At 42.2% G+C, this 22,747-nt stretch carries 23 protein-coding genes; 14 read left to right on the forward strand and 9 right to left on the reverse strand.

Features of this window, described 5'->3' with window-relative positions; genetic code table 11:
• The first annotated feature begins 2 nt into the window (after positions 1-2).
• The 8 genes from A5882_RS12215 to A5882_RS12250 all read left to right on the forward strand — a co-directional run bounded on the left by A5882_RS12215 (position 3) and on the right by A5882_RS12250 (position 6,902).
• Positions 3-1,976: an ABC transporter permease gene (locus tag A5882_RS12215; protein WP_086317329.1), complete on the forward strand. Its 1,974-nt coding sequence runs from the start codon at positions 3-5 to the stop codon at positions 1,974-1,976.
• 302 nt (positions 1,977-2,278) lie between these two features.
• Complete coding sequence (locus A5882_RS12220) at positions 2,279-2,962, forward strand: M23 family metallopeptidase (RefSeq protein ID WP_086372840.1); 684 nt, start codon at positions 2,279-2,281, stop codon at positions 2,960-2,962.
• 142 nt (positions 2,963-3,104) lie between these two features.
• Positions 3,105-3,641, forward strand: coding sequence for a CDP-alcohol phosphatidyltransferase family protein (locus A5882_RS12225; protein WP_086372841.1), 537 nt, complete (start codon positions 3,105-3,107; stop codon positions 3,639-3,641).
• 140 nt (positions 3,642-3,781) lie between these two features.
• Positions 3,782-4,765 carry a serine hydrolase gene (locus A5882_RS12230; protein WP_086372842.1) on the forward strand — a complete coding sequence of 328 codons (984 nt, stop codon included), beginning with the start codon at positions 3,782-3,784 and terminating at the stop codon, positions 4,763-4,765.
• Between the two features lie 286 nt (positions 4,766-5,051).
• The gene (locus A5882_RS12235; RefSeq protein ID WP_008381402.1) at positions 5,052-5,399 is read left to right on the forward strand and encodes a hypothetical protein; all 348 of its coding nucleotides are present in this window, start codon (positions 5,052-5,054) and stop codon (positions 5,397-5,399) included.
• Positions 5,400-5,570: 171 nt separating this feature from the next.
• Positions 5,571-5,702, forward strand: a complete 132-nt coding sequence (locus A5882_RS20115) for a hypothetical protein (RefSeq protein ID WP_008381400.1) — start codon at positions 5,571-5,573, stop codon at positions 5,700-5,702.
• 231 nt (positions 5,703-5,933) lie between these two features.
• The gene (locus A5882_RS12245; protein WP_086372843.1) at positions 5,934-6,398 is read left to right on the forward strand and encodes a hypothetical protein; all 465 of its coding nucleotides are present in this window, start codon (positions 5,934-5,936) and stop codon (positions 6,396-6,398) included.
• 42 nt (positions 6,399-6,440) lie between these two features.
• Positions 6,441-6,902 (forward strand): DUF3788 family protein, encoded by a 462-nt coding sequence (locus A5882_RS12250; RefSeq protein ID WP_086372844.1) that lies wholly within the window; start codon positions 6,441-6,443, stop codon positions 6,900-6,902.
• A gap of 296 nt (positions 6,903-7,198) precedes the next feature.
• Here the strand turns inward: A5882_RS12250 and A5882_RS12255 are convergent, their stop codons facing one another.
• Positions 7,199-8,089, reverse strand: a complete 891-nt coding sequence (locus A5882_RS12255; protein WP_005236329.1) for a LysR family transcriptional regulator — start codon at positions 8,087-8,089, stop codon at positions 7,199-7,201.
• 341 nt (positions 8,090-8,430) lie between these two features.
• Between A5882_RS12255 and A5882_RS12260 the strand changes: the two genes are divergently transcribed.
• The 3 genes from A5882_RS12260 (at position 8,431) to A5882_RS12270 (ending at position 10,628) form a co-directional block, all read left to right on the forward strand.
• Positions 8,431-9,402: an alpha/beta hydrolase gene (locus A5882_RS12260; RefSeq protein WP_202801589.1), complete on the forward strand. Its 972-nt coding sequence runs from the start codon at positions 8,431-8,433 to the stop codon at positions 9,400-9,402.
• Between the two features lie 124 nt (positions 9,403-9,526).
• Positions 9,527-10,036, forward strand: a complete 510-nt coding sequence (locus A5882_RS12265) for a cyclophilin-like fold protein (protein ID WP_008381393.1) — start codon at positions 9,527-9,529, stop codon at positions 10,034-10,036.
• A 22-nt stretch (positions 10,037-10,058) separates the two neighbouring features.
• Complete coding sequence (locus tag A5882_RS12270) at positions 10,059-10,628, forward strand: sugar O-acetyltransferase (RefSeq protein ID WP_005236324.1); 570 nt, start codon at positions 10,059-10,061, stop codon at positions 10,626-10,628.
• Between the two features lie 78 nt (positions 10,629-10,706).
• On the opposite strand, the gene A5882_RS12275 is transcribed toward A5882_RS12270, so the two are convergent.
• Positions 10,707-12,161, reverse strand: coding sequence for a flotillin family protein (locus A5882_RS12275; protein ID WP_086372845.1), 1,455 nt, complete (start codon positions 12,159-12,161; stop codon positions 10,707-10,709).
• 25 nt (positions 12,162-12,186) lie between these two features.
• Positions 12,187-12,732: an NfeD family protein gene (locus A5882_RS12280; protein WP_016620851.1), complete on the reverse strand. Its 546-nt coding sequence runs from the start codon at positions 12,730-12,732 to the stop codon at positions 12,187-12,189.
• Between the two features lie 411 nt (positions 12,733-13,143).
• On the opposite strand from A5882_RS12280, the gene A5882_RS20120 reads away from it, so the two are divergent.
• Positions 13,144-13,272 carry a hypothetical protein gene (locus A5882_RS20120; protein WP_005236316.1) on the forward strand — a complete coding sequence of 43 codons (129 nt, stop codon included), beginning with the start codon at positions 13,144-13,146 and terminating at the stop codon, positions 13,270-13,272.
• Positions 13,273-13,349: 77 nt separating this feature from the next.
• On the opposite strand, the gene spxB is transcribed toward A5882_RS20120, so the two are convergent.
• The 3 genes from spxB to A5882_RS12300 form a co-directional block, all read right to left on the reverse strand.
• Positions 13,350-15,083 (reverse strand): pyruvate oxidase, encoded by a 1,734-nt coding sequence (spxB, locus tag A5882_RS12285; protein ID WP_008381382.1) that lies wholly within the window; start codon positions 15,081-15,083, stop codon positions 13,350-13,352.
• A gap of 127 nt (positions 15,084-15,210) precedes the next feature.
• Positions 15,211-15,903 (reverse strand): N-acetylmannosamine-6-phosphate 2-epimerase, encoded by a 693-nt coding sequence (locus tag A5882_RS12290; RefSeq protein WP_008381380.1) that lies wholly within the window; start codon positions 15,901-15,903, stop codon positions 15,211-15,213.
• A gap of 175 nt (positions 15,904-16,078) precedes the next feature.
• Entirely contained in the window at positions 16,079-16,564 is a 486-nt protein-coding gene (locus A5882_RS12300) for a MerR family transcriptional regulator (protein WP_008381378.1), read from the reverse strand.
• 137 nt (positions 16,565-16,701) lie between these two features.
• On the opposite strand from A5882_RS12300, the gene A5882_RS12305 reads away from it, so the two are divergent.
• Both A5882_RS12305 and A5882_RS12310 read left to right on the forward strand, forming a co-directional pair.
• The gene (locus tag A5882_RS12305; RefSeq protein WP_034872230.1) at positions 16,702-18,180 is read left to right on the forward strand and encodes an MDR family MFS transporter; all 1,479 of its coding nucleotides are present in this window, start codon (positions 16,702-16,704) and stop codon (positions 18,178-18,180) included.
• Positions 18,177-18,884 (forward strand): DUF4811 domain-containing protein, encoded by a 708-nt coding sequence (locus A5882_RS12310; RefSeq protein WP_016613368.1) that lies wholly within the window; start codon positions 18,177-18,179, stop codon positions 18,882-18,884. The genes A5882_RS12305 and A5882_RS12310 overlap by 4 nt, the downstream gene beginning before the upstream one ends.
• A gap of 154 nt (positions 18,885-19,038) precedes the next feature.
• Here A5882_RS12310 and A5882_RS12315 read toward each other — a convergent pair whose 3' ends face one another.
• The 3 genes from A5882_RS12315 to A5882_RS12325 are packed head-to-tail and all read right to left on the reverse strand — an operon-like array spanning position 19,039 to position 22,407.
• On the reverse strand, positions 19,039-20,193 hold the full coding sequence (locus A5882_RS12315) for a pyridoxal phosphate-dependent aminotransferase (RefSeq protein WP_016613369.1): 1,155 nt from the start codon (positions 20,191-20,193) through the stop codon (positions 19,039-19,041).
• A 17-nt stretch (positions 20,194-20,210) separates the two neighbouring features.
• Complete coding sequence (locus tag A5882_RS12320) at positions 20,211-20,933, reverse strand: amino acid ABC transporter ATP-binding protein (protein ID WP_016620845.1); 723 nt, start codon at positions 20,931-20,933, stop codon at positions 20,211-20,213.
• Positions 20,926-22,407, reverse strand: coding sequence for an ABC transporter permease subunit (locus tag A5882_RS12325; protein ID WP_005236308.1), 1,482 nt, complete (start codon positions 22,405-22,407; stop codon positions 20,926-20,928). The genes A5882_RS12320 and A5882_RS12325 overlap by 8 nt, the downstream gene beginning before the upstream one ends.
• Positions 22,408-22,747 lie beyond the last annotated feature (340 nt).

Genomic DNA, 22,747 nt, shown 5'->3' on the forward strand with positions numbered 1-22,747 from the left:
GAATGTTCTTTCAAAAAATCGCCTTCTCCAATTTACGTAAAAATGCCAAAGCCTACACACCCTTTTTAGTATCCATGAGTTTCTTGGTAGCTGTTTTGATGATGACGCAAATCATCGTGAACAATCCGGGGATGAAGGAACTTCCTAGTAGTCAAAGCGCCATTTTCATGTTTCATTTAGGAAATATCATCCTGATGATCTTTGCGGCGATCTTTTCCTTTTACACCAATAACTTTTTGATCAAGCAGCGAAAAAAAGAATTTGGTCTCTACAATGTTTTGGGACTAGGAAAACGCGAGATAGCCTTCGTGGTCTTTTGGGAACTCTTTTACAGTTTTCTTATTAGTCTTGCGGCCGGACTGATCAGTGGCTTATTGTTTGCACGATTAGGATTTTTGATTCTGAAGAAAATCTTAGCCGTAGGTGAATTCTTTGTTTTTAAACTTTCATTTGAGAGCATTGGATTTGTGATCCTCTATTTTATGTGCGTGTTTGGTTGTCTATTTTTATTTGACCTGTTGCAAGTACGCAAAACCAATCCACTTCAATTACTACAGGGAAGCAAGCGTAATGAAAAAGAGCCTCGCGCGAAAGGCATTTTAGCACTATTAGGTGTCCTTTGTTTAGTGGCGGGCTATACGATCTCTGTGACGATCAAGTCTCCCATCAGTGCCTTAGGCCTGTTCTTTGTCGCCGTCATCCTCGTAATCTTGGCTACCTATCTGTTGTTTATTGCTGGTAGTATCAAAGCATTGCAGTTTTTAAGAAAACGAACGACCTATTATTATCAAACGACCCATTTTATCAATATCTCTACCATGCTGTATCGGATGAAGCAAAATGCTGCTGGTTTAGCAAGTATTTGTATTTTATCAACGATGGTGTTAGTGACAGTTGCTACGACCGCCAGTCTTTACTTTGGACAAAAGAATGTGATCGAAACTCGTTTTCCATACGATGTTCAAATTGAGTCAGCGGCTGATTCCCAGCAAATCAACACAGTGATTGATGGACTTGAAGAGAAGCTAACGATCAAAGAGCGCCAGCAAGTCACTACAACAAGACCATTGCTTTTTACCTTTGAGGGCCTAAACTTTGTTCCTTCAACCACTTTTGAAGAAAATAGTGATAGTTTAGATAAAGCCGTGTACCTTACTTTTCTTACCAGGTCTGAATACCATGAAATCAGCGGGAAAACAGGACCTGCTGAAGATGAATTATTTGTTTTTCCCGCAACTTGGACCCAACAAGCATTACCAGAAAAGACCACGATCGATGATCGTCAATTTCGTTTGCGGGAATTGAAGGAACTGCCAACATTCACGAAAACAGAAAACCCGGTTCAGCATCTTGTTCTTGTGGCGGATGATCAGTGGCTTACTGAAAAGCTAAGCTCTTGGTATCAAAAAGAAGATTTTCAACTTTACCAGCAACCAATGACAACAACAGTCTTTAATTTTCAAGCAGCAGAAGCAAGCGATCGCGAAGCGATCGCAAAAGAGATTCGCAGCGAACTTCTGGCAGCAGATGCTCATGCGAGCGTTCAGTCAAAAGATCTTTTTGAAGGTGAGACCAAAACCTTTACCGGCGGCTTCTTCTTCTTAGGCTTGATTTTTGGTGTGGTCTTTATTTTAGCTGCCGCATTGATCATTTATTATAAACAAGTTTCCGAAGGGATGGAGGACAAAGAACGCTTCGAGATCTTGCAAAAAGTTGGGTTAAGCCATAAGGAAGTCAAACAAGTGATCCAGCAGCAAGTCTTGATGATTTTCTCATTTCCATTGGCGGCAGCGATCATCCATCTCGCATTTGCTTTGCCGATGATTCGGAAGTTGTTGCTTCTTTTTGGTCTGACAGATCGCAACTTATTGATCACGGTATCGATTATCTCTGTTCTGCTGTTTACAATGATCTATTTAATGGTGTATTTCATCACTGCAAGAGTCTACTACCGACTTGTGGAGCGAAAACAATAGCCGTTAAAAAAAGTTAGTCGAACGAGTCGTCACCTACAGGACCTACAGTAAAATAGAATGTGAGAACGCCTCATCCATGAAGCGACTTCTAGAAGTTAGAATTTTTGATCTAACTTTTTGGAATCACTATATGATTGAGGTGTTTTTTTTTAGCTACTCCTATTAGCCCACTTTTTTAGAGTTGAAAAAAAGGCTTAGGTGACCTATAGTGAAAAGGAGTAAAGCACAGGTATAGATTGCCGCGAGGCTGATAGTCATTTCCAAATAAAAGAGATCATGTGATCCAAAAAGGAGAAAGTCCTATGAAAGAGCAGCCGATAACCATTGAATTTCCCTTAAGAGGTGAGTGGCTTGCGCCGACTACACCAGCCAAGAAGATTCCTAGTCATGGCACCGATCGAATGGGGTTACGTTATGCGTTTGATTTTTTACAAGTCGATTTTGAGGGGAAAACAAAAGCTTTTCACGACCGAAGCTTTCTGCGCTATTTCTTCTTAGGAGTTCCCCTTGAGAACTGTTATTGTTGGGGCAAAGAAATCTATTCGCCCTGTGATGGTGAAGTGATTGTTGTAAGAGAGGGCTATCGGGAACGCAAAGTCGTTCATTGGGTTGTAGATTTTTCGATTGCTTTAAAAAATGGCTTGTTTTTTAATGAACAAAAAGATGAGTATCAACAAATAGCTGGCAACTACATTGTGATAAAAGCTTCTGAGGGCGTAAATATGGCATTCGTCCATTTGCAAAAAGGATCCATCAAAGTTTCCGTAGGACAAAAAATCACCAAAGGGATGGTGATTGGCAATGTCGGTCATTCCGGCAATTCGACTTCGCCTCATCTGCATTTTCAAGTGATGGACAGTAACGATATCGCCCATGCAAAAGGGCTGCCTTGCCGCTTTGAAGAATACGAGGTTTACCGAGCAGGACGATGGATAAAGGTTCGGAATCAGATACCAGATAGTACAGAACGGATACGATTTTTATAGGAGCATTAGGGACTAGCTGTGAGACTTTGATAGGGGGCATCGCCGAAATGCTTAGAAGAAAGAACATTTTAACGTTTCTGAGCTTCTTTAAAAAACTTGCAACAATCTTAGGTATTCAGAAAATGTATCTCAGGGGGAACAAATGAAGCAATTACCCAATATCATTACTACTTCTCGACTGATTCTAGCACCACTTTTACTATTCCTTCAGCCAATGTCTGGCTGGTTTTGGCTGCTTTATTCCTATTGTTTTTTAAGTGACCTTGTCGATGGGCTACTAGCAAGAAGGATGAACCTCACGAGTGAGGTCGGTGCCTTACTAGATAGTTTCGCAGATGTAAGCTTTTTTCTCGCTGTCTTTCTTTCTTTTCTACCGCAGCTTTTGGAAACCCAAACGATCATGGTTTGGATCTTGGTGATCGCTATCATCCGCTTCGTCAGTTATCTGATTGGCTATGTAAAATTTCAGTCTTTTAGCAGTCTGCATACATGGCTCAACAAAGCAGTCGGATTTCTTTTATGTATTTTTCCATTGCTGCTCATCGTATTCCATGAAAGAATTGTTGTCTTGATTTTGGGGACCATCGCCACTATTTCGGCATTAGAAGAATTGTTGATAACGATCCTCGCAAAAAAACTGGATAGAAATCAAAAATCGATATTCGAAAGTTTTAAGTAAGGTACCTCTGTCACTGAGGCCTTTTTTTGTTTATCCATCGCTAGTAGTCTTTTAAAAGTCCTTTCAAAAACAATTTTAAAAATAACATTGAAAACAATTTTTAATGGTATTATGCTTATCTTTGAAAGGAGACTTCACAAATGAACAGACAAGAACTGCATGCATGTATCAGTAAAAACCAGCCCAATATTTGCCAAATTTCTGCCTACCAAAATGGAAAGGAAGTTTACTCGGATGAATGGCATGAGTATAAGCCAGACGATACTTGCCACCTTATGTCCGCTACGAAAAGTATCGTTTCTCTACTAGTCGGAATAGCGATAGATCAAGGCCTCATCAGGAGTGTCAATGACAAAGTACTCGATTATTTTCCAGACTATCCCGTAAAACGGGGCGAAAAAACGATTCACGATATTACCATCAAACACCTATTAACGATGCGAGCCCCGTATAAATGCAAAGGTGATCCATGGACAAAGGTTTGTTCGAGCGACGACTGGACCAGCGCCTCCCTTGATTTATTGGGAGGAAGAAAAGGAGTGACAAATGAATTCAATTATCAAACCGTTTGTCTGCAGATCCTCACTGGTTTGTTAGCGAAAGCTTCTGGAATGACGACCGTTGATTATGCGAACCATTATTTATTTCGCCCTCTTGGTGTAGCCGAAATAACCAATTATTATGCGGAAACGGCACAAGAACATAAGCACTTTACAATGAGCAAGGCACCAAAAAAACCAGTTTGGTTTTGCGATCCTTTAAATATTGGGGCAGCAGGTTACGGGCTATGCCTTTCAGCAAAAGATTTAGCCAAAATCGGTGAGCTATGCTTGAACCAAGGCATCCATCAAGGGAAACAAGTGATTTCCTCACAATGGCTCACTGAAATGGTCAATCCGCTAGAGACAAACACAGAGAAATTTCAAAACATGAGTTATGGATATTTGTGGTGGATTTTGGATACTGAGAAAAGCACCTATGCCGCCATCGGTAATAGCGGAAATGTCCTTTATATTGATCCCGAATCAGATTGCGTCATTGCTATTACGGCTTATTTTAAGCCAACTGTCTTTGATCGAATCGACTTTATCGAGACAGAGCTAAAACCGTTCCTTTTGCAATAATGAGCGTTAAGAAAAAGCAGTCTACTGTCAAAAGTTGATTGCTTTTTTTGTAGGCGAAAGCTTTATGATCCTTTTAATGACTATGGCAAGCAGGTGACTACGGATAAAGCTTGGCTGCTAGTCTTTTATGAATTTAAAATCTAGCAATTTGATCCCGCATATAGGAGGCCAAATCAATAATAAACGGAAGATAAATGAGAAATGAATAAAATGACCAAACTATCAACGGCGTAAACTTGGTATACTATAATTGAGAAGAAAATCACAAGTGAAAGGAGCGGTCGGAGTGTTTTCAGAAATCAGTATTTATCAAGTAAAACCAAGTGAAGTCGATACCTTTGAAGCAATCATGCAGGAAGCAACAGAGGCAATGAAGGCCATGGAGGGGGCTTTGTTCTTTCGATTAATGAAACGAACCCATTACATTAAAGAAATGAGCACCATCAAGGAAGGACGCCTGCCTGATCCATTGACAAGAGTCATAAAATGTGTGAAATATGCCCACTATTGGGAGTTTGATACCGAAGAAAACTATGGCAAAGCCCAAAAAAGGCTGTATGAAAGCTATTGGAAAGCAATCGAGAAATGTTTGATCGTTCCCCACGACAAGCTTTTAGGGGAAGTGATTGAGTGATCGTTTTAGTATCGGATGCTCTTCAGATGAACGGACTTTTTGTTGCAACTGTTTAGAAATTATAGGGAAAAATACAACGGGATGTTAAAAAGTCATTCGAATGTTGAATCGACGACTATTAGTTGTTTAAATGCTCTGTTTCTTGAGGGAATCGGAAAGGAGGAACACACGATGGGACAGGTTGCATTTCATAACTTATACAAATTAATAAAAGGTGCTTCAACAGCAGAATTTGTTCCAGTCGTTGAACAATTCAACCGTGAATACATTTTCAAACAAAGAGGATACCTTTCTTTTGAATGATTAGTAGATTGAGAAATTTGGGCTGACATCACCAAGTTCGAAACGAAAGAAGATGCGGAAACATTTGACCAATGCGGTATCCCAGATGCCTTTGCACAAATGTTTTTATTCATTCATCAATCGAAACAGTTGCAGCTCTCACCTATACACGATTGAAAAAATGTTCCAATAACCATTCAGTATGGAATGGACAACGCTAAAAAACAATTCATATGAAAAGAGGAACTTCTTATGACAAAAACAGCAGAATGGTATCAAGGAAAAGCTGGGCGGGCAGAACATTTGGTCTATTTAAATAAGGAAGCCAAAGAGCTTGAGAAACTGATTCATGGCGACAAAACAATGATCATTCGGGGGGCAGCTGGCAGAAAATCACCCTTAGGAGGAAGAGCCAAAATCAACGATCTTGTTTATTTTGTGGAGACCAGCGGCGATTTGACCATCACTCATCGGGGCATCATTGCCAATGTGACTGAATCTGAAAAGATGACGAAAGAAGAATCCATAGATTTTGTAGAACGCTATGAAAAAGAGTTGAATCTATCGAAAAAGCAAGTCGATCGTTGGGCAGGGAAAAAGTATCTAGCGGTCTATGAAATCGCTGAATTAGAAGAAATAACGCCATTTCAGTACAATCGTGAAAAAAATATGGACGATTGGGTCATCACTGATGATATCAACAAAATTAAATTGTAACGTAGCAAAAACCTAAAAAAGCGCAAGGAGTTGAGTGAAAGGATGGAAGGCAAAGAGCAATTGTTTCGAGACAAAAACGTGAAACCAACAGAGCAGCTGATTGCGGAATCACTGGGTGAGGGATATGCCATTTATCAACGTTTTGTCGAAACGCTTGAGAACGAGGGAATCTCTCTTATGGATTGGCGCTATTACCAAGATGGGAAAGCGTGGTTGTCCAAAGGCGAATACAAATGGACAACGACTCGTGGAACGAATAAAGTGAAACCAATTTTTTGGCTCTCGATGTGGGAGGGCTTCTTCAAAGTCTCCTTTCACTTTAGCGAGAAAGTCCGAACACAGTTATTTTCTCTACCAATCAGTGATGACACAAAAGAAAGGATTCATAAGGCGCCGACCAATGGCACGAAAATGACGTTTTTTTCTATGATTTTTGATGTAGCGAGTGACGTTCCTTTGAGTGATATTTACCAAATCGCTGAGTTTCGAAAGCATTCTATTTAAGCAATTTTCTTTCGAAAAAATAAAATTCTTATATTTGTCGTTCTTAAAAGCTAAGGAAATTTGTATATTTTTACCCATAGCTATCGGAATGCGCAATGGCTTTTTAGGAAGTCTCGTAATAAAGAGTCGTGATTTAAAGGAGATAGGCTATTTTTTCATCTATTTCAGTGGATGGAAAAAGACGTCCAAGTTAAAGAACGGGAATGCCTTAACTGATTTTAGCCAATAAATCATCTCATTTAATAAAAAAAAGGAGGTGTTTCATGTGAAAGATGAAACACCTCGTTTTTTGTTTTTCAATACCTATCCTCCGAAAACTGTTCCTTCATCCGCTCCAAGAAAAGTCCAGAAGCTTTTGAAAAAACTTGGGTGTTTTTCCAGATAACGTCAAGGTTTGATTCCAGTGCAGGACTCAATTCTCTAAAACACAATTGGCTATCGGGGGCGAAGTTGACTAATTTATCTAGAGTCAAGCCGTAGCCGACACCTTCTTCTACCAGTTTTGATGCATTGTAAACAAGGTTATATGTGGCGACGACCGTCAATTTTTTCAGGTCTTTTTTCAACCATTTAGAAAGTTCACTGCTGACCAAACTTTGTCGCGAAGTAATCAGGGGAACGTCCCAGAGATCTTTTGGGGTAATGACTTCTTTGAGAGCTAGAGGACTGTCTTTTCGCATCAACACGCCCCAGGTATCTTTGGCAGGCAAGCGTAAGGAATGGTATTTTTTGACGTCTGCTGGACTGATTACGACACCAAAATCCAACAATCCTTTATCCAATCGTTCTTTGACCTCATCGGCGTTGCCGCTATAAAAGTGAAATTTGATGTTGGGGTATTCAGCTTGGATTTCTTTGATGATTGCTCCTAGCAACTGAATCACATAAGTTTCTCCAGCTCCGATCGATACATTGCCGGCGATCGTATCTCGAGGCGACAAAAATTCTGAGCGGGTCTTTTCTAATAATTCTACGATTTCTTCCGCCCGTTTACGAAACAACAGTCCGTCTTCTGTTAGTGTGATTTTGCGATTGCCTCGGGTGAACAACGTCACGCCTAATTCTTTTTCTAGCTCCATCAATTGTCGGGACAAGGAAGGTTGAGAAAGATGCAGATGTTTTGCGGCAGCCGAAATTGTCTCTTTTTCTGCAACTGCTAAAAAGGTGGTCAGATTTTTTAATTCCATTTAAAATGCTCCTCTTGTTATTCGTATAATGAATAGTTAGGTATTTGATATTGATATTTTACATGGAAAAGACCGCGAAGTACAATAGATTTAATCCGAGAATCACTCTTTTGATCTATGAGTTGCTGGTAACAAACAAAAGATCAAAAGAGAAAAGGAGTTGTATATGTCGCCCTAAGGTACAGGATGATTGACCATGAAAGAAGGCGAATGAAATGAAAAATTGGCAAAAAAAGGCACTTGTATCACTATTGATGCTAGCACCACTTATTTTAGGTGCTTGCAGCAGCAATAACGAGGCGGCAAACGAAGCAACACAAGCCAGTTCAGGAGGAGAAACGATGACAGAAAATGTTTCATTTACAGATGAATGGGACAAAGTTTTCCCAGAAAGTGACACGGTGAATCACCGAAAAGTAACTTTTGAAAATCGCTACGGCATCACTTTAGTTGCTGATCTTTATGAACCAATTGATGCGCAAGGACCACTTCCAGCAATCGCGGTTAGCGGACCCTTTGGGGCAGTCAAAGAACAGACATCTGGTCTATATGCCCAAACGATGGCTGAACGAGGTTTTGTTACGATCGCTTTTGATCCTTCATACACAGGCGAAAGCGGTGGGGAACCACGCTATGTGGCATCACCAGATATCAATACAGAAGACTTTCAGGCAGCAGTCGATTTTTTGTCAGTCCAAGAAAATGTAGATGAAGAAAGAATCGGCTTGATCGGAATTTGCGGTTGGGGCGGGATGGCATTGAATGCCGCAGCCATTGATACCCGTGTGAGAGCGACGGTTTCCGCCACGATGTATGACATGTCGAGAGTCAATGCTCAGGGGTATTTTGATGAGATGGGGGCTGAAGGACGTCATGAATTGCGCCAACAGCTGAACGCCCAGCGGACAGTCGATTTTGCTAACGGTAGCTACGAAAGAGCAGGTGGAGTGCCAGATACACTACCGGAGGATGCACCGGTCTTTATGCAAGATTATTTCGATTACTACAAAACGGAACGCGGCTATCATGAACGTTCGTTAAATTCTAATGACGGTTGGAACGTGACATCATCGCTGTCGTTCTTAAATATGCCGCTCTTGTCGTATATCGATGAGATCCAAAGCGCCGTTTTATTACTACATGGGGAAGAAGCCCACTCTCTTTACTTCAGTCAAGACGCCTTTGAACAATTACAAGGCGATAACAAAGAGTTGACGGTCATTCCTAATGCTTCGCACGTTGATCTATATGATCAAACAGACGTAATTCCTTTTGATCAAATGACCCAATTCTTCCAAGAACATTTGAACTAAATAGCCACAACGATCTTCACGACTGTTCGGTCACTCTGCCTCTGCTGAGCAGTCGTGTTTTTTTGAAAATACGCATTCAGTTGCCCGCTTCTACATAGAATCATCACCAGAAAGGAGCGAAGAGATGCTTATAAAATTGATATCCGCTATTTTGCTGTTCTTATTAAGTGCCTGTGGGACAAGCGAAACAGAGAGAACCAATATGCAATCCGCTAACGAAACTTCATCGGAAGCTAGCCAAGAGAATGTCCAGCAGTTTTCAGCAGCAACAGCTGTCGTCATTACGGTTGGTCAACAGGATTTTCTAGCGAAGTTTTATGAAAATGAGGTGTCTGAGCACCTAATGAATCAAATGCCCTTTACGGTGACAATGAGTGATTTGAACAACAACGAGAAATATTATCGTTTTTCTGAGAATTTGCCAGAAATGACTACAGAACGGCCGGAGATCATTCACGAAGGAGAAATCATGAGCTGGAATAGTCATACGTTGGTGCTGTTTTATCAGACCTTTACCAATTCTTATGGTGGTTATAATCGTATCGGTGTCATTGAAGATCCGACGGGGTTAAAAGAAGTACTTGGGGCGGAAGACGTAGAGGTTATTTTTTCGTTAAGAAATCCTCGTGAATAACAAATGAATAGGAGAAAAACACATGACGATCGATCAATTAAACAAACTCATGGCAAGTGGCGAACCCTTACTTGCCGGTTCGCAAGCTTCCAAACAAATGGTAGCTCTGAGTGCTAAGGCGAGAAAAATCACGATGAAAATCAATACAGTCTACCATGAGTCTGATGAGTTACAAGAACTTTTTGCCCAATTAACAGGAAAACCAGTTGAGCCGACTTTTTCGCTGTTTCCACCCTTTTATACAGATTATGGCAAGAATATCAGCATTGGCAAAGATGTCTTTATCAATGCGGGTTGTCATTTTCAAGACCAAGGAGGGATCACGATCGGTGATGATACCCTAATTGGGCATAACGTTGTTCTAGCTACCTTGAATCATGGCCTTCACCCTGAAGATCGTAGCACGCTTTATCCAGCCCCCATTACGATTGGGAAGAATGTCTGGATTGGCTCAAATGCAACGATCGTTGCCGGTGTGACCATCGGTGACCATGCGATCATTGCTGCTGGGTCGGTGGTGACCAAAGATGTCGCTGAGCGCACGATCGTGGCTGGTGTACCTGCAAAATATGTCAAAGAGGTTACTGAGTAAGCATAATAGCAATGAGTAAGAAAAAAACTGCTGTTCGCCTTGTCGCTTGTAAAGCGATGAAGACTAACAGCAGTTTTCTTATTCTTGAGGCGGCTCGCTCGTAGTGGAACCGGCGAAGTTTTCAATCAACGATTTCACATCAAGACCGAGGGTTTCTTTCAACGTTTCTTGTGTGGTCGATAAGAGATTGGTGGCGTAATTGGTGACACGATTGGCACCGCCACCTTCACCTGATCCTGTATCAACGACTGAAATTTTATCGATATTGCCTAATGGTGCGGCTGCTTCTTTGACTAATTGTGGCAGGATCTCGACGATCATGCTCAGAATGGCTGCTTCATCGTATTTCTTGAAGGCTTCAGCGACTTTTTCTTTCGTTTCGGCTTCTGCCGTTCCTTTCGCCAAAGTGGTTTCGGCTTCTGCCAAACCGATCAAACGAATCTTATCGGCTTCGGCTTTTGCCAAGGACTCTGTTCGAAATTGCTCGGCTTCAGTGGTAGCTAAGGCAGATGCTTTTTTGGCTAGCGCTTCTTGTTCAAGCGCATAACGATCCGCATCGGCTTTTTTCTTGATCTCTGAATCAAATTGCTTCTCACGACGCAAGATTTCTTTTTCTTCCAATTCGATTTGTTTTTGTCGTTCAACGACTTCGACTTCAATCTCTTGTTCTCGGACTTTTTGTTTCATGATGGCACTTTGTAGATGATAGGCTTGATCGGCATCGGCTTTGGCGATGTCTTGTTCTTTCTTATAAAGCGCCAGCTTCAATTCTTTTTCCTTCAATGCTTCAGCGATTTCGGTCATGCGTTTTGATTCCGCTGTTTGCGATTCTTGTTCCGATTGGGCTTTTTTGATGCGGGTTTCTTTCAGTGCTTCAGCTTCCGCAATTTCAGCATCCCGTTTGACTTGGGCGATTCTAGGCTTTCCAAGAGAATCCAAATAGCCGTTTTTGTCTCGTACTTCTTTGATCGTAAAGGAGACAATGATCAAGCCCATTTTCGCTAGATCGACAGAGGCTACTTCTTGCACACTTTGGCTGAATTTGTCGCGATTTTGATAAATTTCTTCCACAGTCATCGAACCAAGGATCGAACGCAAATGGCCTTCTAACACTTCCCGCGCTTCATTTTCTAATTCTTCACGGGTTTTTCCTAGAAATTGTTCCGCTGCCGTTGCAATTTCTTCCACGGATGAGCCGATCTTAATAATGGAAGTTCCGTCACACATCACGGGAACCCCTTGTTCAGTGTAGACTTCCGGCGTTGAGACATCCAGCTTGCTGGAGAGCAAACTGATTCGATTCGATCGTTGAAACACTGGCAAAACAAAGGCTCCGCCACCACGCACGATTTTGATTTTGTTGTTGCTTTCATCGGCGTGTACATTTTTGCTACCTAGATAGCTTCCGCTGATGATCAATGCTTCATCGGGCTTGGCTGTTTGATATTTCGTGACAAAGACGATCAAAAGCATTAATAAAATGAATGCCACGATGGCGATCGCGAAAACGATTGGTGATAATAGAATATCCATAGATACACCTCTTTAGTGATTTAGTTTAGTTATCCAAAAATTTTTTTGTGTAAGGAACGACGTAGCAAACTCGTTCTTTGACTTCAATAATCAAAACCTTCGATCCAGCTGCTAATGGTTCATCGATTGGTTGGAAAGCCGTAGCTGGTCGATTGCTTGAACCAGTGACACTTGTGAGTTGAATTTCGCCCATTCCTTCACAAGGAATCGGCGTCAGCACCGTTGCGATGCGACCTTCAAAATCTTTCTCAGAACTTGACAGTGTCGCTTCCGCATTTCGCATGGGAATCAGCACGTAAAAATTCAAGAGAAAAACGAGCCCTGTAGCAAGGCAGCCGCTAATGACGAAAAGTAGGAGCGAATAGCCAGACAGAAAAGTTTCTCCTAAGTAACCGAAGAGACTTGTAAAGGCAAACCATGGAATAATTAACATCGGATCGACTGGTCCGTCGAAATCGAAGATATCCCCAAACAGAAGCAGCAAAAAGGCTAAAACAGCACAGCCAATCAAAACATACAAATAAATTTGCTCAGGTGCATAAGTGTGCAGCACATATCCACCTCCTTTCAAATAGCGTGATTTGTGAGAACGACGAAAGTTAGGAGACAATCGGAAGAAGAACGAAGGAAGCAAAAGAAAGGAACAGAGATTCTGTTATAATTATACCAATAAATAATAAAAATATTCGATTTAACTAGATAAAATGATAAAATAATATAATAAATGGTGGTTTGTTATTTGGGAGAAGGCAACAAAAGCACATGATTTTTTCAAGAGCCATTGACAAACAATCAAAATCAAAGTAGATTAAATCAGGGTAGTAAAAATGTCAAAAGGAACTGCTGACTCTAGACACGTCAATAGGCAGCGTTTGTTTTCTAACCCAATCGAAATAAAGTAGTTGTTCGCAAACATAAAAGAAGTCAGGAACACTTCTTTTCAACCGACAGATCGTATTGCTAAGAAATAGAGGTGGAATCGATGGATCAAAAAGAAAAAATGTTAGAACTAATCAAGAAAAAACAAGGCGGCGGCCGTTCAAAAAAGATGGAATCCCCAAAAAATGATCGGAAAAACATGCGTAAAGGCCCGAAAATTTATAATAAGTAAGGCGATGGATTATTAATACGAAATGAGCGATTAAAAAAAGAGAGAAGGACAGGGTTGCTGTCTTTCTCTCTTTTTTTTTATTCCTCAGAATTCACGTACAACTCACTCAAAGCTGGCAGATCATGGACTTGGTATTTTGCTTTAAACGCTGCGATTTCTTCAGCGCTGAAGCGGTTCGGATCAAGTTTCAGTTCTTCGACAGGAAGAGGTCGTTCGTTAGCGATCTTGACATCGATCACCACAGGTCCGTTGATTTCTTTAGCTTGTGTAAAGACGGATGCTAATTCTTCTTCCTTCGTTACCGTGAAGCCTTTCGCACCTAATGCTTCCCCAACTTTACCAAAATCAGCACCGGCTAGTTGGACACCGAACTTGGTTTGCTCGGTATCTTCTTGCTCCGCTTCGATGAAGCCGAATGAGTCATTGGAAAAGACCACGTTGATGATTGGTAAATCATATTTCACTTGGGTGATGATGTCTTGCATTTGCATCGCAAAACCGCCATCCCCACTAAAGGTAAATACTTGGCGATTCGGATAGCTCAATTGAGCGGCGATCCCACCAGGTACACCATTGCCCATTGTCGCAAACCAGCCAGACGTTGTGAAACGCTGTTCACCCGTCATTTCTAAATGACGGATACTGTGGATCGTCACATTACCAACATCTGTGACAAACAGGGCATCAGGAGCTGCGATACGGTTGATTTCTCGATAGACAGGTTCAGGACGCAAGGGCTCTTGCGCATCATGGTCAAAACTATGGCGCCATGCATGCCAATTCCGAGCGTTTTCTTGATTGGCTTTTATCCAGGCATCTGCAGGACGAGGGGCTGCCATCTCTGTCCATTTTCTAAGAGCGGTCGCACCATCTCCTAAAACGGAGACATCCGTCTGATGACGACGACCAAATTTCGAGGCGTCGATATCAACTTGGACAAAGTTGGCATTAGGATTGAAAAAGCGGCGTCCAAAAGGGAAGTCACTGCCGACAAAAACGATGAGATCAGCTTCTGCCAAAGCTTCATTGGCTGGTTTTGTCGCAACCCGTCCGGCAAATCCAAGAAAGTTTTCATAAAGATCAGGCACGATGCCTTTGGCTAAGACAGAAGCCGCTACAGGCATTGAGAAATGCTTCGAGAAAGCATCGATGGCATCAAAATGACCAAAGAGACCTTGTCCGATATAAAGGACAGGTTTTTTTGCTTGTTCAAAATAAGAAAGGGCAGCTCGTAAATCGTCTTCATCCGGCTGGAGAACACCCGTCTTATGATTTTTGGCGGTTGCAATCTCCTGTTCGTCGATTTCTGCAAACCCGTAATCGACCGGGATCGTTACTACAGCAACGCCTTTAAATTTATAGGCGGCTTTAATGGCTTCATCCACCACGTGGGGCAAACTTTCAGGGGACATGACCGTGCGATTGTAGATACTGACATCAGCGAACATCGGATTTTCATTCATTTCTTGAAAATCATTGTAGTTCATCGAGCTCGAAGCTACTTGTCCTAACAAGGCAACGACGGGCACATTATCCATTTGAGCATCGTATAAGCCATTGATCAAATGGGTGGCACCCGGACCAGCAGAACCAAAAACCGCACCGACTTTTCCCGTTAGCTTGGCATCAGCCGCCGCTGCCAGCGCACCCGCTTCTTCATGACGTACTTGAACATATTTGACCGATTGCCGTTCATGGTACAAAGCATCCATCGTTGAGTTGAAAGATCCACCGGGGATTCCATAGATATGGTCGATGCCCCACGCTTCAAAAATCTTGATCATTGCTGTACCAGCATTGATTTTTGTCATTTTCTTCACTCGCTTTCTCTGTTGTCATTCGTTCTCTTTTAAGTATAAACGTTTCTCAAAAAGACAACAAAGAATGCGCCTTCTGTCACAAGGCGCATAGAAAGACTTATTTTAGGAAATGAACGACTCAGTTGCGAAGCTCTTGCACGAATCGACTGGCGATCTCTTTTGGTCGGGTGATGGCACCACCAACCACGATACCGGTCACACCCATATCCTGAATTTTTTTTGCTTGTTCCGGTGTGTGGATCTTGCCTTCGGCTATTACCGGAACCTTCGCCGCAACCAATTGCTGGATCAACTGATAGTCCGGTTCGTCATTGGTAGGACTGTTCGCCGTGTAGCCTGACAAAGTTGTACCAACAAAATCGACGCCCGCTTCAAAGGCATTGATGCCTTCCTCATAGGTGGCGATATCTGCCATGAGTAGTTGATGGGGATAAAGAGTTTTGATTTGCTTGATAAAGGCATTGACCGTCAAGCCATCATGACGTTTGCGCAAGGTGCAGTCCAAGGCGATCACCGCAATATGTAAAGCTGCTAATTCGTGTACCTCTTTGATGGTTGCTGTGATAAATGGTTCTTCCGGTGGATAGTCTTTTTTGATGATTCCGATGATCGGCAAATCAACAGCTGCTTGGATCTCGCGAATATCGCGAACGGAATTGGCACGGATGCCAACAGCACCAGCTTCTTGAGCTGCTTTTGCCAATAGGGGCATGACACCGCCGTTTTCGGTATATAGGGGTTCTCCAGGCAATGCTTGACAAGAAACGATCACTCCGTCCTTGATTTGTTGGATAAAAACTTCTTTTTCCATGTATTTGACACTTCCCATTCTTGTAAAGGTTCGTTTCTCCCTTCGACTATATCATGAGGCTTTTTCCTTGTAAATGAAACGACACCTTCTTTAAAAGGAAAGCGAACACCAAAAAAGAAGCAAGCACCGTCATCAAGGGTGCTTGCTTCATTAGGAGGTGAGGATAGGGAATCATTTATTCCGCTTGTTTTGACGTGCATTGCTTGAACTTCTCAAAATCGATCGTTTGATTAGCAGACAGCACTTCGTATTGCAATCGGTCTGTTTCTTCATCGTGAATGATATGGAGGATTTTTCCGTCTTCGTCTACTGGTCCCAGACTGATGATCGTAAACCGTTCATTGATGACTTCTAAATTCTGTAAAACCCCAGAAAACACTTTGCGAATATGATGGGCGGTCTTGATTTTTTTGTCTGCTTTTTCAACAGCCTTGGCTAACGTAAAGCCTTCATCTAAAAACGTTTTGATCATTTCCACTTTGACGACCGTGGGCAGTCGGTATTTTCGTGGGGCATTTTCTTCTTGTGGGACCGATTGAATAAATCCTTTTTGTTCCCAATAACGCAATTGGCGAGGGGAGATATCACACATTTGGCTAAGTTCGCTGATGCCGACCAACAAGTTTTCATTATCAACGAGTTTTCGAAAAAGATGAGACATACGGACTCCATTCTTGTAAAGGTATTTGTTAACATTGTAACTTGTTTTACTTTTATGTCAAGTAGGTTGACAAATGTTAGGGGAAGATTTAAAGTAAAGAAGGTTTTATGAAAAATATACTGAAAAGAGTGTGAAATATGTCAACGAGTCGTCCTTTAGATATCTACGGCAAACCTTACAATCGTTCCTTACTGGTTATGGTTTTGCTGATAGGTACGTTTTGTACTGTTTTGAACCAAACATTGTTAACAACGGCTTTTCCAACCTTGATGGATGCCTTTGACATCTCTGCATCTGATGTCCAATGGCTAACCACCGGTTTCTTGCTGGTCAATGGGATCATGATCCCGATCACCGCATGGCTGATCAACAAGTTCAGCTCAAGAAATCTTTACTTAACGGCAATGAGCATCTTCCTGGCTGGAACGATCGCTTGTTTTGCAGCACCGAACTTTTCTACATTATTGATTGGCCGCTTAGTGCAAGCTGCTGGTGTAGGGATCTCCATGCCGCTTTTGCAAAATATCATGTTGTCGATCTTCCCACCAGAAAAACGCGGTTCAGCTATGGGCATGTCCGGAATCGTTATTGGGTTGGCACCAGCCTTAGGCCCAACGTTATCTGGTTGGATCATTGATCATTATGACTGGCGTTATTTATTCGGAATGGTCATTCCGATCGTCGTTTTAGTCTTAGTCTTAGCGCTCTTTCTAATGAAGAGTGTGATTGAATTGTCGCATCCGAAAATCGATCTGTTCTCAGCGATTTTATCAACGCTTGGTTTTGGTACATTGCTCTATGGCTTTTCAAGCGTCGGTGACAAAGGGTGGGGCAGTATTGAAGTAATCGGTTTTCTTGCAGCCGGTGTCTTTTTCATTGCTTTCTTTGCATGGCGTCAATTGCACATTGAGCATCCGTTCTTAGAGTTGCGCGTGTTCAAATCAACGACCTTTACCTTGGCGTCGATCCTTTCAGGGGTCACGAATATGGCGATGATCGGTGCTGAAATGGTACTCCCATTGTATATCCAAAACATTCGTGGTGAATCAGCGTTCCATTCAGGATTGATGTTATTACCAGGTGCGTTGATCATGGGGATCATGATGCCAATCACTGGTGCGATCTTTGATAAGTATGGTGCAAAACGTTTAGCTATCACCGGGATGTTTATCTTGACCGCCGCAACCTTACCATTTGCTTTCTTAACAAAAGATACACCGATTTTGCATATCATCATTCTTTATGGGATTCGGATGTTCGGGATCTCAATGGTGATGATGCCAGTAACGACTTCAGGAATGAATGCCTTGCCTGGTAATCTGATCAGTCACGGTACCGCAGTAAACAATACCTTCCGTCAAGTAGCCAGCTCAATTGGTACGGCTATCTTGATCAGTGTCTTGACAAACGTCACCAAAGGCAACTTGCCAAGTGATTCTTTGCTGGATAAAACGCCTTTGGCCTACAAAGACCAAGCAATCGAAGCGACTTTATCCGGCTACCATGCCGCCTTTTATGTGGCAGCGGTCTTTAGTTTCTTAGGTTTCTTGATCGCCTTCTCCTTAAAGAAAAAAGAACCACGATTGACGGTTCTTGAAGGAGGTGCGGACAAATGATCTTGCTTTTGATCGTTCTTAGCGTGTTAGGGTTTGCGGTACTGAATGTTTTTGCCAAAAACAAGCGGCAAACAGGTTTATCATTGGTCTTAGGTCTAGTCTTCGTAGCAAGTGTCGTCGCATTGATGGCCAATTTGACTTACCATTTTGGAATGGAAAAAGAAACGACTGCTAAAACAACAGCACTGGTTTCTAGTGCCGATAATGAGAATTTTGATTTACTATTGTATCAGCCATTAGGAGATGGTACGGAAAAAATCTACCTGTATAAAACGGATACTGATCAAGAGGAACCAAAACAAACCGGTACTGATAAAGTGACCAATGTCGTGGAAACAGGGGCTGAGTCAGCTCAATTAGAAACAAAAACGACGCGCTGGGTTTATAAAAGTGACCTATCACGCTTCTTGTTCGGAATCGCTGATAACGATGGCCAATATGTCAGCCGTACCAATACGTTCTCATTACCAGATTCATGGGAAGTCTTGAGTGTGGATCAAGCAAAAAAACTGGCTTCTTTAGCGAAAGAACAAGCGGACACCATGAAAACACAAGGACAAGCGTATGTCCAAGAAAAAATGCAAGCTGCATTAATGGCTGATCCAACTATGGACGAGGCAGCCCAAAAAGCAAAAATCGCTGAATTGACAGAAGCTTATCAAAAAGAAGCGATGGCAAAACTGCTTGAAGAAGCAAAAAAGTAAAAACGAGTAGATAGTCATGGGATGGAAGAATCAAATCGGATTCTTCTGTCCCTTTTTCTACATGAAACTTGTGATTTAGCGAAACAGCTGCTAAATGTTGGTCGTGTCCATCAACAATAAAAATCCCACTCACTACTAGTGTGTGGGATTTTCTTTATTCAAATGAGCACGCGGCAATCCGGTCGAAAGCTTCTTTTAACAAGTCCAACGATTGGGTGGCAGCTAAGCGAACATAGCCATCGCCGGTCGTTTCTCCAAAGGCTTTCCCAGGGATCATCAGCACACTGGTTTCCTTTAATAATTTCTCTACAAAGCTGACAGAGTCCAACCCTGTTTGTTCAATGTTGATGAAGGCATACATGCTTCCTTTGACAGGGGATAAGGAAAGGAATGGGATCTCAGCAACCCGTTGTTCAATGTAAGTCAGTCGTTCCTTAAAGACAGCAACCACTTGCGGCACGAGGGTATCATAGTGATTCAATGCGTAAATACCTGCCCGTTGTGAAGGGGTTGGTGCCGAATAGGCGATCGCCTCATTGATCAGTTTTGCCGTAAGATTGATCGATTCAGGTGCGATCATGTAGCCGATCCGCCAGCCAGTCATGGCAAAGGCTTTTGAGAAACTGCTGAATGTGATGGTGTTCTCAGGTGCGAAGGCTGCCATCGGTACAAAGGTATCATCAAAGCAAAAGGCTTCATAGACTTCATCCGAGAGGATCAGCAAGTCATGTTCAATGGCAACTGCTGCGATTTTTTCAAAAGTTTCTGGAGAAAAAACAGCACCAGTAGGATTGTTTGGTGAATTGATGATGATCGCCCGAGTTTTTTCAGTGATGGCGGATTTTAAGACCTCGACATCGATTTGAAAGCCATCTTTTTCAAAGGTCGGGATAAAGACCGGCACACCACCGACTAGTTCGACTTGTTGTTTATAAGGTGAAAAGTATGGTTCATGAATAATCACTTCATCACCAGGATCAATGATGGCAGCCAAAGCTAAGTACATGCCATGCAATGCACCGACAGTTCCTCGTACTTGGCTAGGAGAAAAAGTAAGCTGGTATTGCTTTTGATAAAAATCAACGACAGTTTGGATAAAATCAGCACTGCCGTCTGAAGCGGTGTATTTTGTATGACCCGCTTTGACGTCAGCAAAAGCTGCTTCAATGATCGTCGCATCTGTAATCAAATCAGGATCACCAATCGACAAATCAATCAAATTTGGGGTTTTCTTCGCAAGAGTGGCGATCTCCATTAAAAGATTTTCCTCTGGTTGTAAAAAACGTTCTGCAATCAACGGACGGTTCATTTTGTCATCTCCAATTTCTATAAAACTTTGCTTAAAAAATCCTGTGTCCGCGCATTTTGCGGATGCTCAAAGATTTGTTCTGGTGTTCCTTGTTCTTGAATGATACCGTCAGCCATAAAGATGACACGATCGGCAACTTCTTTAGCGAAGCCCATTTCGTGGGTAACGACCACCATCGTCATGCCTTTTTCTGCTAAAGCTTGCATGACCGTCAACACTTCTCCGACCATTTCTGGGTCCAAAGCCGATGTTGGTTCGTCAAAGAGCATTACATCAGGATCCATTGCCAACGCTCTAGCAATAGCGACCCGTTGCTGCTGCCCGCCAGAAAGGCTAGAGGGGTAACTATCCGCTTTTTCAGCTAAGCCAACTTGCTCCAGCAATCCTTTCGCTGTCTCTTCGGCAGCGGCTTGCCCTTGCTGTTTGACTTTGATCGGGCTGATAGTCAGATTTTCTAACACCGTTTTATGAGGGAATAGATTGAAGCTTTGAAAAACCATTCCCATTTTTTGACGAATCTGATCGATTTTCACACCTTTTGCCAATAAATCATTGCCTTCGAAGGTGATTTTCCCACCGGTCGGCTGTTCAAGAAGGTTCAAGCAGCGTAAGAAAGTACTTTTTCCACTTCCTGATGGTCCGATGATCACAACGACTTCACCAGGTGTCACTTCAAGATCGATTTCTTTTAAGACGGTATTCTCGCCAAATATTTTCACTAATTTTTCAACTTTAATCACTAGTTTTCATTCTCCTTTCAGCAACACCCAAGAGACGTGAGAGGGCGAAGGTCAATACAAAGTAGATCAATGATACGATAACGTATGGTAAAAACGGTTTGAAGCTGGCCCCTTGAACGACGCCTGTTTGGAAAATCAGTTCAGACACACCGATCACCGATACGACCGAAGACTCTTTAATGACCGTGACAAATTCATTTCCTAGAGCAGGCAAGATGTTTTTGATGGCTTGCGGGAAAATGATGAAGCGCATCGCTTGGATCTGATTCATTCCTAATGAACGAGCGGCTTCCAGCTGTCCTTTGTTGACGGCATTGATCCCGGCACGAATGATTTCTGCCACATAGGCGGCACTGTTTAGTGCTAAGGCAATACAGCCGGCAGCTAATTTCGAAAGCTCTAAGCCTAACACGCCTGTTCCAAAGTATACAATAAATATTTGTACTAACAAAGGTGTTCCTCGAACATATTCAATATAGACAGCGGCAATGACTTTCAGTGCTTTTGATTTAGAAAGCTTCATAAAGGCTAACAAACTGCCACCGATAGAGCCGAATAATACCCCAACCAAGGCTAGGAAGATGGTATAGCCAGTTCCGGTGATATAAAAAGGCAGATATTTTTCCCAAAAGCTTTGCTCTTCATCGATCGTGCCATCTTCGGTAAACATCAATCGATAGGCATCTTCTTTGTATTGGCTTAAAAGATCATTACTAATGATGGTTTCAATGGAGGAGTTGAGTTTTTCCAGTAAAACTGGCGCTTCTTTCGAGATGGCGATGGCGGTCTCCTTCACACCGTTTTCAAACGTGACATTTTCGGCTAATGCCAATGTATCATTCGCCGTCACATATGCTTCGGCAACGGGACCTTCCATCACGATCGCATCGATCTTGCGTGATTTTAGATTGGTGATCAAATCAGGCACCCTTTGCAAAGAGGTGACAGTCGCGCCAGTCAATTCTGTATTTGCCAGCTCTTCTTGGGTGGTTTGTCGTTGTGCACCGACAGCCACACCATCAAAATCAGCCGTCGATTGGAAACGATCCGCGTCTTCCGCTCGAACCAGAACAGTTTGTTGGACTTCCATATAGGTGTCAGTGAAATTGACTTCTTTGCGGCGCTCATCCGTAGCAGCCATCCCAGAGATGACGACATCAATTTTGCCTGTTTTTAACGCCCCTAACAACGCATCAAATCCAAGTTCCTCGATTTTCAGATCGACCCCTAAGTCATCTGCAATCTTTTGGGCAATGGAAATATCGATTCCCACGATTTCATTTTTTCCGTCAACATTGGCACGGAATTCATAAGGTGCATAATCGGCAGATAAACCCACGACTAATACACCATTTTCTTTGACTTTTTCATAGATTGGATCAGTTTCTTCTGCATGTGCTTGTCCGACAAAGAAAAACGGCAGCAATGCTGTGATGATCCCTAATAAAACAGTACCCTTACTAAACCTTTTCATGTAAACGCCCCTTTAACTTTTTCTGCGCATCTATTAAAAATGCAAATAATAACTAATAAATGTATAAAAATACATATAAGTGATAGAAACTATCATAGCATAACATCAGTTGAAGTCAATAAGTCAGAGAAAAAAAGTCAAAAAATGTTGTAGAGCGTAAAACCATTTATTCAATTTTTTTGCAATCCAACCAAGAGCAATGTGAAGAAGGCACAGCGTCTTTTTTCTAAACATATATATTCGATCTTTCACTTTGAAAAAAACCGATAATAAAGAAATGTGACCACACTGAATGAACAAATGGAAAATGGTCTCAGAAGAAGCCAAAAAAAACGAAACA

The sequence above is a fragment of the Enterococcus sp. 4E1_DIV0656 genome (assembly GCF_002140695.1).
GTDB lineage: Bacteria > Bacillota > Bacilli > Lactobacillales > Enterococcaceae > Enterococcus_D > Enterococcus_D entomosocium.